This window comes from Acetobacter malorum, assembly GCF_001580615.1.
Lineage (GTDB): Bacteria > Pseudomonadota > Alphaproteobacteria > Acetobacterales > Acetobacteraceae > Acetobacter > Acetobacter malorum.
Map to the genome: position 1 here is coordinate 59,297 of NZ_LHZC01000052.1, position 15,810 is coordinate 75,106.

At 52.3% G+C, this 15,810-nt stretch carries 15 protein-coding genes, 2 tRNA genes and 1 riboswitch; of the genes, 11 read left to right on the forward strand and 6 right to left on the reverse strand.

What is annotated here, in order from left to right; genetic code table 11:
* Positions 1-275 precede the first annotated feature (275 nt).
* Positions 276-508: riboswitch (cobalamin riboswitch) on the reverse strand.
* Between the two features lie 327 nt (positions 509-835).
* From AD930_RS10090 to AD930_RS10110, 4 genes are all read left to right on the forward strand, one after another.
* The gene (locus AD930_RS10090) at positions 836-1,819 is read left to right on the forward strand and encodes a DUF1852 domain-containing protein (protein WP_061506138.1); all 984 of its coding nucleotides are present in this window, start codon (positions 836-838) and stop codon (positions 1,817-1,819) included.
* A gap of 27 nt (positions 1,820-1,846) precedes the next feature.
* Positions 1,847-2,887: a methionine synthase gene (locus tag AD930_RS10095; protein ID WP_061506139.1), complete on the forward strand. Its 1,041-nt coding sequence runs from the start codon at positions 1,847-1,849 to the stop codon at positions 2,885-2,887.
* A 363-nt stretch (positions 2,888-3,250) separates the two neighbouring features.
* Positions 3,251-4,150 (forward strand): LysR family transcriptional regulator, encoded by a 900-nt coding sequence (locus AD930_RS10100; RefSeq protein ID WP_043550138.1) that lies wholly within the window; start codon positions 3,251-3,253, stop codon positions 4,148-4,150.
* An 811-nt stretch (positions 4,151-4,961) separates the two neighbouring features.
* Positions 4,962-5,219, forward strand: coding sequence for a hypothetical protein (locus AD930_RS10110; protein ID WP_043550136.1), 258 nt, complete (start codon positions 4,962-4,964; stop codon positions 5,217-5,219).
* A gap of 261 nt (positions 5,220-5,480) precedes the next feature.
* Here AD930_RS10110 and AD930_RS10115 read toward each other — a convergent pair.
* The 4 genes from AD930_RS10115 to gatC form a co-directional block, all read right to left on the reverse strand.
* Positions 5,481-5,572 (reverse strand) — tRNA-Ser (locus AD930_RS10115).
* 139 nt (positions 5,573-5,711) lie between these two features.
* Complete coding sequence (gene gatB / locus AD930_RS10120) at positions 5,712-7,166, reverse strand: Asp-tRNA(Asn)/Glu-tRNA(Gln) amidotransferase subunit GatB (protein WP_061506141.1); 1,455 nt, start codon at positions 7,164-7,166, stop codon at positions 5,712-5,714.
* Positions 7,163-8,647 (reverse strand): Asp-tRNA(Asn)/Glu-tRNA(Gln) amidotransferase subunit GatA, encoded by a 1,485-nt coding sequence (gene gatA, locus AD930_RS10125; RefSeq protein ID WP_061506142.1) that lies wholly within the window; start codon positions 8,645-8,647, stop codon positions 7,163-7,165. The genes gatB and gatA overlap by 4 nt, the downstream gene beginning before the upstream one ends.
* Complete coding sequence (gene gatC, locus AD930_RS10130; protein WP_061490245.1) at positions 8,647-8,934, reverse strand: Asp-tRNA(Asn)/Glu-tRNA(Gln) amidotransferase subunit GatC; 288 nt, start codon at positions 8,932-8,934, stop codon at positions 8,647-8,649. Before gatC ends, gatA begins: the two co-directional genes overlap by 1 nt.
* Before the next feature lie 75 nt (positions 8,935-9,009).
* Here gatC and ruvX point away from each other — a divergent pair, with 75 nt between their 5' ends.
* The 5 genes from ruvX (at position 9,010) to AD930_RS10155 (ending at position 12,831) form a co-directional block, all read left to right on the forward strand.
* Positions 9,010-9,477 (forward strand): Holliday junction resolvase RuvX, encoded by a 468-nt coding sequence (gene ruvX / locus AD930_RS10135; RefSeq protein WP_061506197.1) that lies wholly within the window; start codon positions 9,010-9,012, stop codon positions 9,475-9,477.
* Between the two features lie 144 nt (positions 9,478-9,621).
* Positions 9,622-10,269 carry an endoglucanase gene (locus tag AD930_RS10140; protein WP_244150562.1) on the forward strand — a complete coding sequence of 216 codons (648 nt, stop codon included), beginning with the start codon at positions 9,622-9,624 and terminating at the stop codon, positions 10,267-10,269.
* A gap of 401 nt (positions 10,270-10,670) precedes the next feature.
* Positions 10,671-10,874 (forward strand): hypothetical protein, encoded by a 204-nt coding sequence (locus AD930_RS10145; protein WP_061490156.1) that lies wholly within the window; start codon positions 10,671-10,673, stop codon positions 10,872-10,874.
* Positions 10,875-11,063: 189 nt separating this feature from the next.
* Entirely contained in the window at positions 11,064-11,531 is a 468-nt protein-coding gene (locus AD930_RS10150; protein WP_043550200.1) for a hypothetical protein, read from the forward strand.
* Between the two features lie 157 nt (positions 11,532-11,688).
* The gene (locus AD930_RS10155; protein WP_082781825.1) at positions 11,689-12,831 is read left to right on the forward strand and encodes a type I restriction endonuclease; all 1,143 of its coding nucleotides are present in this window, start codon (positions 11,689-11,691) and stop codon (positions 12,829-12,831) included.
* Between the two features lie 302 nt (positions 12,832-13,133).
* Here the strand turns inward: AD930_RS10155 and AD930_RS10160 are convergent.
* Positions 13,134-13,208, reverse strand: a tRNA-Val gene (locus AD930_RS10160).
* A gap of 66 nt (positions 13,209-13,274) precedes the next feature.
* Between AD930_RS10160 and AD930_RS10165 the strand changes: the two genes are divergently transcribed.
* Positions 13,275-14,198 carry an N-formylglutamate amidohydrolase gene (locus AD930_RS10165; RefSeq protein WP_061506144.1) on the forward strand — a complete coding sequence of 308 codons (924 nt, stop codon included), beginning with the start codon at positions 13,275-13,277 and terminating at the stop codon, positions 14,196-14,198.
* A 27-nt stretch (positions 14,199-14,225) separates the two neighbouring features.
* Here the strand turns inward: AD930_RS10165 and AD930_RS10170 are convergent, their stop codons facing one another.
* A complete protein-coding gene (locus AD930_RS10170; protein ID WP_061506145.1) occupies positions 14,226-15,107 on the reverse strand; it encodes a glycosyltransferase family 2 protein in 882 nt (293 codons plus the stop codon).
* Positions 15,108-15,287: 180 nt separating this feature from the next.
* On the opposite strand from AD930_RS10170, the gene AD930_RS18305 reads away from it, so the two are divergent.
* On the forward strand, positions 15,288-15,710 hold the full coding sequence (locus AD930_RS18305; protein WP_061506146.1) for a putative hemolysin: 423 nt from the start codon (positions 15,288-15,290) through the stop codon (positions 15,708-15,710).
* Positions 15,711-15,810 lie beyond the last annotated feature (100 nt).

Genomic DNA, 15,810 nt, shown 5'->3' on the forward strand with positions numbered 1-15,810 from the left:
TGGAGCGTCTTACTGTCTCTCACATTTTGTCTGAGCAAGCGTAACCCGTTATCAGTACCAGACAAACTCCGCCATTGTCCGATATCTGACCCTGAGGAGGCTGATAGCCCTACACTGTCAGCAGCATGAGGACTTCATCCAGACCATCGATTACAAATGATGCTGGCACAAACCCTTGCTCTGAAAGGATATCATTCCCTGATCCATCAGGAGCGACCAATGCGTGAGGCAGACAGACATTTATTTTCTCCTCCCTTCGGTACACCCGCCCGACGGTTGGTGATTGAACGATGGCAGGTCTCCTGGCTCACGGATCATCGCTAACTGGTTCCAACCTTCCCGCCCCCTATGGGAACAGTGGTCCACGTCTGAGGTGAACGAACCAGCAGCATACCGTCTACAGTTGCGGGAGCAGCCTCCGACTATGCATCTGGACGATCTTTCGCCCAGTGCGTGACGGTGTTCCCTATTAACCCGCTTGCGCGGGACCATCAAAGCATTTGCTTGTGCAATATGCCGCCAAACGCGCACGGCGCGCAAGACTGAACGTCAGGGGCCGGAAAAAGGCAGATATCAATTTTCCACATAGAAATGGCCTGGCTGGCACGCCCTCACTCCATGCATTAGGCAGCATGTTGACCAGCCTCTGATTTTAATACTCTTCCAGAATAGAAATTTTCTCACATAACGAAATGAATGAAATTCATCATTTAATGAAATAAAATCATTTTTATTCAATGATACAGTCAGGCATAAAGTGCCTACCACGCTTAACAGCAAACACGGTGAATCCTACCCCCTGAGAAAATCAGAAAAATCAGGATGCAATACTCCAATGGTTGAAGACTCTACTTTTCATATCAAGCGGATTCGCTTTGATGAAAACTACCATCCGTCAGATAATACGCGCCTCACAACCAACTTTGCCAATCTTGCAAGAGGGGAAAGCCGTCAGGAAAACCTGCGCAATGTCCTAAAAATGATTGATAATCGTTTTAATGCCCTGGCGCACTGGGATAATCCTGAAGGGAACCGCTATTCTGTCGAGATTGAAATCATCTCCTTTGAGATGAATATTGATGTTTCAGGCAGGCGTGAGACTTTTCCTCTAATTGAGGTTCTGAATACGACAATTGTCGATAAAAAAAACAATCAGCGCATTGAAGGTCTCACTGGGAATAATTTTTCCTCTTACGTGCGGGATTATGATTTTAGTGTCTTATTGCAGGAGCATAACAGGCATCAATCCGCATTTAGCACGCCTGATAAATTTGGTGACCTTCATGGAAATCTCTTTAAGAGAGTTGTAAATTCACGAATATACAAGGATAATTTTAAGAAAAATCCTGTCATATGCCTTAGTGTCTCAACCAACAGAACCTATCACCGCACAGCAAACCGCCACCCTGTATTGGGTGTTGAATATCAGCAGCCTGATTTTTCTCTTACTGACCAATATTTTGGAAAAATGGGAATGCAGGTAAGGTATTTTATGCCTCCCAATAGCGTTGCGCCTCTGGCTTTTTATTTTTCTGGTGATCTTCTTTCTGATTACTCCAATCTTGAGCTCATTAGCACCATCAGCACGATGGAGTCTTTTCAGAAAATTTACCGTCCTGAAATTTACAATGCCAACTCTGCGGCAGATGGTTGCTACCAGCCGAGTTTAAACAGCCAGGATTATTCCATCACCCGGATCGTCTATGACCGGGAAGAGAGGAGCCAACTGGCCGTCGCGCAGGGTAAGTTTACAGAAGAGAATTTTATCAAGCCATATCAAGATATTCTTGAACAATGGCTTGCGCGTTCCGCAGCTTGATCAACCAGAAACTCAAGGCTATTTCTCATGACAACACTGCTCCCCACCTCAACCGCCGGCAGCCTGCCCAAACCCTCCTGGCTTGCAAAGCCTGAAACACTCTGGTCGCCCTGGAAATTGCAGGGTGAGGAATTGATTGAAGGCAAACAGGATGCGCTGCGTCTAACGCTGGATGATCAGGATCGCGCAGGGATTGATATCGTCAGCGATGGCGAACAGACCCGTCAGCATTTCGTCACAACATTCATTGAGCACCTTCACGGTGTTGACTTTGAAAATCGCCAGACGGTCAAAATTCGTAACCGTTACGATGCGAGCGTACCGTCAGTTGTAGGTGCAGTAACGCGAGAAAAGCCCGTCTTCGTCAAGGATGCTAAATTTTTACGTGCGTTGACGAAGAAGCCAATCAAATGGGCACTCCCAGGCCCCATGACCATGATCGATACGCTCTATGATGGCCACTACAAAAGCCGCGAAAAACTGGCATGGGAATTCGCCAAAATTCTCAATCAGGAAGCCAAAGAGTTAGAGGCGGCTGGTGTTGATATCATCCAGTTTGATGAGCCCGCATTTAATGTTTTTTTTGATGAAGTGAATGACTGGGGCATCGCCACTCTGGAAAAAGCCATTGAAGGGCTGAAGTGCGAAACAGCTGTCCATATCTGCTATGGCTATGGCATCAAAGCCAATATCGACTGGAAAAATGCTCTTGGGACAGAATGGAGACAATATGAAGAGATTTTTCCTAAACTGCAAAAATCCAATATCGATCTGATTTCACTGGAATGTCAGAATTCCCGCGTTCCGATGGATCTGATTGAACTCATCCGTGGTAAAAAAGTCATGGTTGGGGCTATTGATGTCGCAACCCATACCATTGAAACACCAGAGGAAGTTGCCGACACGTTGCGCAAAGCCCTTCAGTTTGTAGATGCGGATAAGCTTTATCCCTGCACCAACTGCGGCATGGCCCCTTTGCCTCGCTCCGTCGCCAGAGGCAAACTCAATGCTCTAACGGCAGGCGCGGATATCGTGCGCAGAGAACTGGCCGCCCAGACAACCGCCTGATTAAGGGGAGTCCGGATGAAGATTGGCGGGTGCAGGGTACCTGCGCCCGTCAGTCAGTCAGTCAGTCAGTCAGTCAGTCAGTCAGTCAGTGCATGAGGGCTTTTCCGATTTTCATGACGTCACAATGTCTGTCACCTTGAAAAATCCTGAAACATCTCTAAAAAATCAAGATCCATTCAGAAACGGCCTTACCATGTGGCGTAGGAGCAAGGCGAGAACATGGAAAGCCGAGATTATCAGTCGGAGGCGACAAAGAGCAATCCAATGAATTGTAAAAAGGCATCATGATAAGAGTTTATACAATTGAACTGAAATGATACGTTTTCATGGCTATATAAATTTCATGCATTTTTGGGGTGAAGCGTGAGTGTTCTGGATCGCAGTAATCTGAGAATCATTCAGGAAGTCGCGCGCGAGGGCTCCTTGACGGCAGCCGGGCTGCGCCTGAATCTGACGCAGTCAGCCCTCAGCCATGCTATCCGCAAGATTGAAAACCAGCTTGAGGTCAAAATCTGGCGGCGGGAGGGGCGGTCTCTTGTGCTTACTCAGGCGGGTGAATGGCTGTTATCACTGGCGAACCGCCTGCTCCCTCAATTTGAACTGGCAGAAAGCCGACTTCAGCAATTCGCTAATGGCGAGCGCGGCACACTCCGCATCGGTATGGAGTGCCATCCCTGCTACCAGTGGCTCCTGAAAGTGGTCTCTCCCTATCTGGAGAGGTGGCCAAAGGTTGATGTGGATGTGCGGCAGAAATTCCAGTTTGGTGGTATCGGCGCGCTGTTCAGTAACGAAATTGATATTCTGGTCACCCCTGACCCGCTTTATAAACCGGGCCTGAAGTTCAGCCCGGTTTTTGACTATGAACTCGTTCTGGTTGTCGGCCCGGAACATCCGTTGCGGGATGCAAAATTCGTCTTACCGGAACAGCTCGCAGGCGAAACATTGATTACCTACCCTGTCCCGCCCGAAAGGCTTGATATTTACACGCAATTTCTGCAACCCGCAGGCATCGGACCACGACAGCAGAAGCAGATAGAAACTACAGATATCATGCTGGTGATGGTGGCACATGGAAGAGGCGTCGCAGCTCTCCCACGCTGGCTTGTGGAAGAATATGCCTCACGCTTTGAACTTTACCCCGTGAAACTGGGGAAAAAGGGCATTGCAAAAAAGATATTTCTTGGCCACCGTGAAACCGATGAAGAGATTCACTATCTGAGGGATTTTATCGAATTTGCCGCGTCACCTCATTTAGAGAGTTAGCGATTATTCCTGAATTTTTCTCTCAATGTTTCTTTTTACACCGCCGTGTTTATTTTTTTCGATATCACACATGCCATTTACCCGACCAACGGGACAATTCTAGCTATAAAGCCGTCTAAAGCCTGATGCCTTCTAAAAGAACTCCCGGTCTTTTAACGCTTAAATAAACCAAGCCCATGCAGATTTGCGATACTTTTGAAACAAACCAGCGCGCTCGTTTACGAGGCGCAAGCCGTCAAATCCGGATTCATGGGTTTTGATATTTCCTCCGCGTGCATTCATGCGCGATATTGATTGCAAAACTGCAAACCGTAATTACTACAATCCGTACGAACATACGTGCGTGCATAGGCGAGTGCACTGCTGTCAGGTATGGAAATGGAAACTACCACTTCCGATTCCTATTTGCCGCATCGCAATACCCGTTCCACGCAGGCTCAAAAGATGTCCGCATTTCGAAAATGGGCTCATTTTTACCAATGCAAAAACGGTGGCAACCCAAGAAGCATATCGGCCTCGCCAAGCTTTTTGGTCGAGGTATTTCCAACATTAAACACACTCTCATGCCGAGTGGGCGCGCCGTGCATCCAGGCCGAAGCTCTGGTTAAGCTGCATAGCTATTCTTTGGTAGCTTAGCCTGATCTCCTCATCACGAAGGGATATCTGGACGACGAAGCCAAGCCCTCTCTGGGCGACTTCACCCGCCACGGTCATGAAGGTAAGATCAGGCTTACAGAAACAACAGTTCAGGAGTCCCGAGCCATGTAGGTACGCTCGGAAATCAATCCGTGCGTCATGGAGGACTTTCCCCATGTCTCGCACCTACCATCACAGCCGGAAATTCGGCAAAGACCATCGATGGGCTGCAAATCGGCCTGACCGTTCGGGCTATGCCGGCAATCGTCACGCCTCTGAAGCACCGAACTGGCACAGCCATATGTTTGACATTTGCCCAGCACGCCACAAGGACAAGCGCGTCGCGCGACAGATTGTGCAAGGGTTACTGGATCCTGAAGAAGCAATCTTCCCCTTCACAGGCACACGTCGCCCACACGTTTATTACTGGTGAGCTGATTGCGGAGGTGGCTGTATCCAGGAGCCACCTCCGCCCACCACCCTTCTTTTCAGTCTTGAACTGGCCCAATTTATCGTGCTGCGGCTTACCCACGGTGGTTCAGGCTTACAGACTGAAAAAGCCAAAGAACCCCTCTCAAGGAAGCCCCTTTTATGTTTATCCAAACAACACGGGCACTACGTCTGAAAGGAAACAAAAGAAATAAGAGTTTCTTGAAAACTCATAACTCATTGTTTTAGTTTATTTTTTGGAAATTGGCGGAGGGGATGGGATTCGAACCCACGATACAGTTTAACCCGTATAACGATTTAGCAAACCGTCGCCTTCAGCCTCTCGGCCACCCCTCCGCAAGAAGAGTATGAAGTTTACACGACGTTTGCAGGGATGCTTTTAGGGGGTTCTGAGCGTTCCGTCAAACCCCCTAAAAGACTTATTTGCAGGTTATTTTAACGCTCTGCAAAAATTTATGTGCCAGACCGGGGTGGCTTAGGCGTCCAGTTTGGACTTCAGCGCCCCGTTCACCAGAGCGGGGTTTGCTTTGCCCTTGGTTTCCTTCATCACCTGCCCCACAAAGAATCCGAACAGCTTGTCCTTACCGGAGCGATATTCGGCCACTTTGTCTGCATGTTTGGTCATGACAGACTCGATAGCGGCATCAATCACGCCCGTATCGGTCACCTGACGCAGGCCCTTTTTCTCCACAATGGCTTCCGGACCTTCACCCGTTTCCACCATGTCTTCAAACACCTCTTTGGCGATCTTGCCGTTGATGGTGCCATCCGCAATCAGGTCCAGCATCTGGCCCAGCGCTTCCGCGTTGACAGGGCTGGTTTCAATGGTCTTGCCGGTGCGGTTCAGGGCGGCGAACAGGTCACCCGTCACCCAGGAAACCGCCAGCTTGCCATCACGCCCTTTGGCCACAGTTTCATAGAAATCCGCAACAGCCTGCTCGGCGACCAGAACCCCGGCATCATAGAACGGGATGCCGTATTCGGACTGGAAGCGGGCACGTTTGGCGTCCGGCAGTTCCGGCAGAGCAGCCTTCAGCGCATCCACCCACTCCTGCTCAATCACCAGCGGCAGCAGATCCGGGTCGGGGAAGTAGCGGTAATCATGCGCATCTTCCTTGGAGCGCATGGTGCGGGTTTCACCACGAGCGGCGTCAAACAGACGCGTTTCCTGATCAACCTCGCCCCCGTTTTCCCAGATTTCAACCTGACGGGCCGCTTCAACCTCAATCGCCTGCATAACGAAGCGGATGGAGTTGACGTTCTTGATCTCGCAGCGCGTGCGGAACGGCTCACCAGCTTTGCGGACGGAGACGTTCACGTCCGCGCGCATGGAGCCTTCTTCCATGTTACCGTCACAGGTGCCCAGATAGCGCAGGATCTGGCGCAATTTGCGCAGGTAAGCCCCGGCTTCTTCCGGCTCACGGATGTCGGGCTCACTGACAATTTCCATCAGCGCCACGCCGGCCCGGTTCAGGTCCACCATGGATTTGGTGGGGTCCTGATCATGGATCAGCTTACCGGCATCCTGCTCCATATGCAGGCGCGTAATGCCGATTTTCCGGGTTTCCCCGTTGGCCAGCTCAATCTCAATCGTGCCTTCACCCACAATCGGGTGGGCAAACTGGCTGATCTGGTAGCCCTGCGGGAGATCCGCATAGAAATAGTTTTTCCGGTCAAACCGGCTTTCCAGATTGATGCGGGCATTCAGCCCCAGCCCGGTCCGCACGGCCTGCGCCACGCATTCCTTGTTGATCACCGGCAGCATGCCGGGGAATGCGGCGTCAACCAGACTGACCTGAGAGTTCGGCTCAGCCCCAAATGTGGTGGATGCCCCGGAGAACAGCTTGGAGTTGCTGACAACCTGGGCGTGGACTTCCAGCCCCACCACAATTTCCCAACTGCCGGTTTTGCCTTCAATCACGTAGCTCATACGCCTGCCTCCGCATGCAGGGTGGGCTTGTGGGCAAAGCCCGCAGCCGCTTCCAGCGCGCCGCCAACGGACAGCACGGTTTCTTCATCAAAATGTCGGCCAATAATCTGCAACCCAAGCGGCAGACCTTTAGAATCCAGTCCAACCGGCACGGACAGAGCCGGAACCCCGGCCATGCTGGCAGGCACGGTGAAGATGTCATTCAGATACATCTGCACCGGGTCATCCATGTTCTCACCATGCGCAAAGGCGGCACTCGGTGCGGTGGGGGTCAGCAGCACATCGACCTGCTCAAATGCCTGCACAAAATCACGCTTGATGAGCGTGCGGACTTTCTGGGCTTTCAGATAATACGCATCGTAATACCCGGCGGACAGCACATAGGTGCCCATCAGGATACGGTTACGCACTTCCGGGCCGAAGCCTTCTGCGCGGGTGCGTTCATAAATGCCGTCCAGTGAGGCAGCGTCCTTACGCTCACCGAAGCGAATGCCATCATACCGCGCGAGGTTGGAAGAGCATTCTGCCGGGGCGATAATATAGTAGGTGGCCAGACCATACTTGGTGTGCGGCAGAGAGACATCGACCACTTCACACCCGGCTTCACGCAGCCAGGCAATGCCCTGCTCCCACATTTTGGCAATTTCTTCCGGCATGCCGGGAGCGCGATATTCTGCAGGAATACCGACCCGCAGCCCCTTCACGCTCTTGCCAACAGCTTTGGAAAATTCTGGCACGGGGCGGTTGGAACTGGTGCTGTCTTTTTCATCAAAGCCAGCCATCGCTTCCAGCATCAGCCCGGCATCGGCCACGCTGCGCGTCATCGGGCCTGCCTGATCCAGAGAACTTGCAAAGGCAATGGTGCCCCAGCGGCTGCAACGACCGTATGTCGGCTTCAGCCCGACAATTCCGCAGAATGCGGCAGGCTGGCGGATGGAGCCACCCGTATCCGTGCCGGTTGCAGCCAGAGCCAGACCAGCGGCCACAGCCGCAGCAGAACCACCGGAAGAACCACCGGGCACCAGTGCGGCATCATCACCCTGACGTTTCCACGGGTTCAGCACAGAGCCGAACGCGGAGGTGATGTTGGCGGACCCCATGGCAAATTCATCGAGGTTGGTTTTACCCAGAAAGACCGAACCGGCATCCAGCAGGCGCGCCGTCACGCTGCTTTCATACGGCGGCACAAAGTTGGCCAGCATTTTGCTGGCAGCGGTGGTTTTCACACCCTTTGTGCAGAACAGATCCTTCACGCCAACCGGCAGACCGTCCATCAGCCGGGCTTCACCCTTGGTATAGCGGGCGTCCGCAGCATCGGCGGCGGCCAGCACATCCTGCTCGGGCAGAACCGTAATATAGGCGTTCAGCTGCTTATTCAGGCGGCCAATAGCGTCCAGATGCGCCTGAGCAAGCTCACGGGCAGAAAATTTACGGGCTTCAAGCCCAGCACGCGCTTCGGTGAGCGTCAGTCCGGTCAGCATTATTCAACAACCTTGGGTACTGTATAGAAGGGGCCGGATTTTTCCGGCGCGCAGGAGAGGATGGCGTCCCGGCAATTGCCGTCCGTCACCACATCATCACGTTGGCGCAGGGCCTCTGTCTCGGTGCCGACCATGGGGGGCACGCCCTCAACATCCACCTCAGAGAGCTGATCAACCCAGCCCAGGATGCCATCCAGCTTCTGGCGGACGGTTTCAAGCTCCGCATCTTCAAGGCCGATGCGGGCCAGTTTTGCAATACGTCGGGTGGTCGCGAGGTCGAGCGACATGAAAGCAGACTCTCTTCAGCTATGGAGGAAAAAAGCCCTAGCATAATCGGGCGCAAGGCAACATACCGTGCAGACATGGCTCTGTTCAACCTTACCGACCTCGCCGCCACTCTGGCCCGTGAAGCGCGCCTGCTGGGCATTGACCCCGGCCGCAAACAGGTGGGGCTGGCGATGTCCGATGTCTCCCGCATGGTGGCGACCCCGCTGGAGACCGTAAAACGCGGCAAGCTGGGAGCTATGGCGGAGCATATCCGTGCCCTTGCGGTAAAGCACGGCATTGGCGGGATGGTGGTGGGCATCCCCCTCTCACTGGACGGCTCCTTTGGCCCTGCCGCACAGGCCAGCAAGGACTGGGCTACCGCGCTATCTGAGCAGACCGGCCTGCCCGTCTGCCTGTGGGATGAGCGGCTCTCCTCCTCCGCCGTCAACCGGATGCTGATTCAGGAAGCCGACCTTTCCCGCAGCAAACGCAATGAGGTCGTGGACCAACTGGCCGCCGCCTATATTCTGCAAGCCGCTCTGGATTGCCTCCCACGCGATTGAAACCTTCTGGCACTTCAACGCGTTATGGCCCGGGAACTGAACATGAGGTCACGCCATGCTCCGGGCACGGGCTGATCTCACATTTGCCATAAAGCGACGGCAAGACATTTGTAACGTAGCAAAAGACGTATGGAGGCCATTTCAATGACGTTTGCGACATTCCGGATCGCCCTGACCACAATGCTGGGGGCTGCAGCCTTCACGCTCAGCCTGCCCGCCGCTCACGCAGAAGAACAGGGCCCCGTGAATCGCGCGTGGAACAACACGCGTCAGGCCACAGATACGGCATGGGATAAGACCAAGAACGGGTCTGAAAAGGCCTGGGACAAGACCAAAGAAGGCACGAACAACGCCTGGGATAAAACCAAGAACGGCACCGAAAAGACCTGGGATAAGACCAAAGACGGCACCGACCGCGCTTGGGATAAAACCAAAAACGGGTCTGAAAAGGCTTGGGACAAGACCAAAGAAGGCACCAACAACGCCTGGGATAAAACCAAGAACGGGACTGAAAAGACCTGGGATAAGACCAAAGACGGCACCGACCGCGCCTGGGATAAAACCAAAAACGGGTCTGAAAAGGCTTGGGACAAGACCAAAGACGGCACCAGCAACGCCTGGGATAAAACCAAGAGCGGCACCGAAAAGGCCTGGGACAAGACCAAAGAGGGTACTTCTGACGCTGCCAAGTCCACCAAGAACTGGGGCAAGCGGACCGGCAAGGCCATTGGTAACTGGGGTGACAAGGCTGGCAAAGATATCAGCAACACCTTCTCTGGCGACAGCAAATAAAAACGCCTGACGCAGGGGTTCCGGCCCCTGCGCATCAAAAAAAAGCCCCGTCCTCTTTTAGAGGCGGGGCTTTTCCGTATGAGCTAAAACAAACTATCCGCAGCCTATGAACAGGCGCGACGAGCCCTGCGACGCTGCGCTAACCGCTCCCTGACTGACGCGCGCATTTTGCCAGCAATCGCTTTCAAACTAAGCCAGTATGCCCAAAATGCTGTCATGATAGCCTCCTAATACTGTGATTGTTCAAAATAATGGATGATAATGTCTCCGGTATGACGGCTTATTCTCTAAATAGTCACAAATCATTGCCTCTATTATTTCATACAAACGTCACATCCTGACCCATTAAAGGATGTTAGAACGCCGTCAGTTCCGCTCACAAACGGCCAAAGATACTTGCTATGAAACGCTCACTGACACCTGCCGGCACAACGCCCACCAATGAAAAATGGCGCGAAGCCGTGCATGAAACACTCCGCAAAACCTTGCTCTATATCTGGGAACAACCGGACTATACGCCTCTCAAGGCGCGGAGGGATGCGCAAAATGGCAAAAAGCACGCTGGCTCCCCTGCACTTGCTCTGGCTCACCATACCGGACAATAACGCTCCGGAGGCATGGTGGTTTGAGCGAGAGGTTTCACGTGCATCGGAAACTCTTCCGCTCGATCTTCCGGGGAACGATTTTTTCTGATCTGCGCACCTCTTCCCCTTATGGGAACGGAACACCTTTCCAAGCGTCTTTATGCGAACAGGCTTTTGCCTGAACGCATTCTGAGAGAGGAAAGTTTCCAGATGCACCATTTATCCCGCATCACCTTTGCAATCGGCAGCATTATGCTGATGCTTCTGGCGGTGCTTCTGGCGACCTTTGGCATGTCAGGGCTTGTGGAAACCCTCCTGCACTCATGGCAGGACGGCCAGAAGGCTGTGGTGCATGCCATTAGCTATGTCGTGATTTCCATGGCGGTTTTTGATGTCGCCAAATATTTTATGGAAGAAGAGGTCATTCTCTCCCGCGGCAAGCAGACGCTGGGGGAGGCCCGCACCAGTCTGACAAAATTCATCACCTCCATCATTATTGCCGTTTTTGTTGAAGGACTGGTGGGAATTTTTGAAACCAACAAAGAAAATCCGGTCACCATTCTTTACCCGGCATCCTTGTTGCTTGTCGCCACAGGCATCGTGCTTGCTCTTGGCATCTATCAAAGACTGAGCGTGACGGCGGAACGTGAAAAGAAGCAGGAAAATTTAACGGACTGAAAAATCAACTATATTGTAGTATTTGTATTTATTTTTTAGAATTGTCTCAAAAATATTTATTACATATTTGTATTTGATTATTTCAGAATTTTCTTTCTTGAATTGCAATATCAAGTGACGCTTTATGATTTTATGACATTATTTATCGGATAGTACTATGACTGACGATTTTCGCCAAAAATTCAAAACATTCTCCGAGAGAATGGTAAATGTTGCCTCCAGATGCATCAATGAGGAAGCAACGAAGCTCTTCCTCGTGTTGCCGCTCGTAAATTTTCTGGGGTACGACACAATGAACCCAGATGAAGTCTGCCCCGAACATAATGCAGACTTTTCTGACAAATATAAAAACAGGGTCGATTTTGCCATTCTGAAAAATAAGGACCCTGTTATCGCAATTGAATGTAAAGCCTTAGGCGCCCCTCTTAAAGACGACAGAGGGCAATTACGCTCTTATTTTAATGCCGCTCCAACAGTCAAAATGGGCGTCATCACAGATGGGATGGTTTACGAATTCTACGCGGATTCCGACGAACCCAACATGATGGACCCCAATGCTTTTCTTTCCTTCGACTTGCATGACATTGCCAAAGGGAAAATCGAAGATTCAGTTGTCGACGGCTTAAAAAGCCTACAAAAATCAAATTTTGATCCAGAAAATATTGGTGCTGAAGCTAAAAGGAAGCTGGTTTTTCAGAATTTGGTTCAACAAATTGAAGAGTTGGCTCAAAATCCCAGCGAACCTTTTGTTCGCCTGCTTTTACAAAACATTGGTTTAAGTCATGTGCGCTCTAAAGCCATGACTGACTATATTGTGCTGACAAAAAGTGCATTCAGCGAATTTGTGAATCTCAGGATCCTTCAGCGACTAGACCTCCCCACAAAAGACAAAGAACCTGAAAAGCAGCCCCTTGCCGCCGATCTCCCAAAAGCCGATAGCGATCAAATCAAAGAACCTGAAATCGTACCGTCAGAAACAGAAATTTATATTTTTGAATATATCAAAAAAAGATTAGCTTTTCTTTCAGATACAGATGAACTTTTCTCTGCGACAGATTCAATAGAATACAAAGACTACAAAGGAAAATTTGTCGTTTACTACGGCAAAGAACGTGCAGGAAGACTATTTGATTTTTATGAAAGCAAAGAAACAAAATATAAATTTGATTTTGGCCCTGATTTTGGAGGCGAAATCAGCACCGATACTCTCGAAATCATCGACCAGAGCCTTCTGAATGTCTTTAAGACACGCGTTGAAGAAATGACTCCGAAAGGGAAGAAAAAAAAGCCACCACAGTAGGGTAATACAAAACCCACCCTACAAAGCAAGAAATCATAATTTCTTCTTTAATGCGAATTCATTCAAAAAAATTAGCATTAAAGAAGATTTTCTGTTCCTTTACACGGACAATTTAATTACAGAACAAATTCGAACAATAAAGACCGCGCATGCTTTGATGCGTAAACAAACGTCTCAGATGGCATGGATCTGGCACAGATTGAGTTACCAGATAGTTCGCTTTAATGGCTTTTTCTGCTATTTTGCCGAATATTTTTTGGGAAGAGAAACGGTCAAAACCGTAGAAAATCACCGGTCAAAGATGGTGGGCGCAACAGGGATTGAACCTGTGACCCCTACCATGTCAAGGTAGTGCTCTACCGCTGAGCTATGCGCCCATCTTTGACCGTGGGCCGCGTTCTATCGCGCTTGCGTTCAAAGTGCAAGCCCTCAATGATGGTCAGATGAAAAATATTACGCATAGCCTGATTCACCGGGGTCTGGCCCGTGTTTTGCCGGGCATGCCAGCCAGCGTTCCAGAGGGAGCGGACCGCGTGCAGGCTCCCTCTCCTGTGCTGGTGTCTGGCCAGCCTGCAACCCCCGTGGTGCTGGCCTCCCCACATTCCGGGCGCTTTTACCCGGAAGCCTTTGTGCAGGCGAGCCGCCAGCCACTGGCCATTCTGCGCAGTGGGGAAGACAGCTATGTGGAAGAACTGGCCACCGATGCGCACAGCCTGGGGCCAATGCTGGTCCACGCGACCTTCCCCCGCGCTTTTTGTGATGTGAATCGGGCTGCGTGGGATCTGGACCCGCGCATGTTCAACACGCCGATCCCCGCTTTTGTGCGCGCCACGCATCGGGGGCTTGCCGGGCTCGGGTCTGTGCCCCGCATTGTTGCGGATAACCGGCAGATTTATCGGACGCGCATGCCCTTTATGGAAGCCGCTCTGCGAATCCGGGATTACTGGATGCCGTATCACGCAGCTCTGGCGGCTGCCCTGCGTGATACGCACGCGCAACATGGCACGGCCCTGCTGCTAGACCTGCATTCCATGCCGGACGCGCCGGAGGCTGGAAATCCGGACTTTGTTCTGGGTGACGTCCATGGTGCCAGCTGCGCCTCGGGACTGGCTGACAAAGCGGAAGAGATCCTGCAGGATCTGGGTTTTAAAACATCCCGCAACACGCCCTATGCTGGCGGTTACATCACACAGCATTATGGCCGCCCGCGTGAGGGGCTGCATGCCCTGCAGATCGAAATGCGTCGCGGCCTGTATATGGATGAAAAAACACGCGAGAAAAACGGTGAATTTTCGATTCTTAAACAGGCCATTGCTCAGTTTACAGACGGCATAATTGCAACACTGCGCACAAGGAGCAGCCCGTAACCCCTCCCCTTTCCAGACAGTCGTTTTTTAAAACGCTTTCAAAAAACGATCAGGGATTCTGTGCAGGCTGCTTTCCCCTCCGGATTCCACAAGGCTGGCCAGATCAAGATCCGCCAGTGAGGTTTCTGAGCGTGTTGCCTGAAACTTTCTCAGGAAATTGACCATGCTCCGGTCAGGCACCCGATGAGAAACGCCGTGATTCAAAGTGCGGGCACGGGCACTCCATTGCAAAGCACGGGTCACACCAAGGCGCTGGAGAAGGTGCGTCTGATCAGCATATTTCAGGTGGAACATCCATAAGGCCGTGTCCAGCGTGGCGGATTCTTCGCACTCATGGAACCCTGCCGTCCACGTCAGCGGCACAGAAGCGAGTAATGTCTTGCAGGACCAGCTCCGCACCGCACCGTAAGGCCGCTGGGCCAGCACCGGCTTGTCCCATTGCACGGGCGGTAGGTCCGGCGCGTAGTCGATTACATCCACCCCCACGCATCGGATGGCTGTAGGCTGAGCATGGGCCACATAGTCGCGCAGCGACGGATAGCGCGCAGGGTCAGCAACCACGAATTCATCACAATCCGTGAAAAGAACGTAGCGATACGATTGAAGAAGTTTCTTCTGGAACGCTTCAATCTGCGCACAGCGGTCAACTTCGTCCAGCTCATCCCGACGGATCGGAACAATCTGACATCCGGGCAAATCAGGCAGGCTGTCGCTCCCGTGGTCCAGCACAAAAAGATTACCGGCTCCGGCCTGCCTGCGATAATAATTCGCCCACACCGGCAACATGCGATGTTCATTATAGACCATCGTAAACACCGCCAGCGGGTGACGGGTATCACGCGGCTTAAGGCCGAACAGTCGCCTGAAGAGGCGGTCCCCGGTGGCCCGTAATCGTGTCCATCCCGTCATCAGCGTGTCCTTCCCTTCTGGGTTTGCCGGGCACTGTATCATATTGCCTCACGTGTACCTTTGCCCAATGATAGCGTGCCTTACCGGACAGGCCCTTCTGTGGCGTCTTGTTCGCAACCCTCTCGCCTGCTCATGGGGCATGGCGTGACCCAACACCCTCTTGCAGGAGACGACAGGCTTATGCGCGGACCATTCTTCACAGTTCACATGCCTTTCCATGAGAAAACCGCTGGCGTGGCAGCACTCGGCCTTGCCCTGCTGGGTCTGGCCGCATGCCAGCCTGCTCCGGCCCCAGCCACCGCGCAGACAAACAGCTCTGCCCCAACCAGCACCGCGCGCCCCCACGGTCTTACGCCGCACAGCAGCACGCCAGCAGGCACCACAGAAACCCCCTCCGCGACCTCCCCGCAGCGGAGCAAGCTGATTGGCATGGCCAACCCGGCGTCTGTCCATTGTGTGGATGCGGGTGGCAAACTGGAAATCCGCACCGGGTCTTCTGGCGGCCAGTATGGCGTCTGCCACATGCCGGATGGCAGCAGTTGTGAGGAATGGTCCTTCTTCCGCACCGGCCAGTGCAAGGCTGAAACGCTACACAACCGATAATGTTCTGCTCCGGGAGATATTGAAAAATTCTCCCGTTCATCTCATTTCTTAAGGGATGCAGGAGGTGGCGGCATTTGGCCTGAGGGCAAACGCTGCTGCG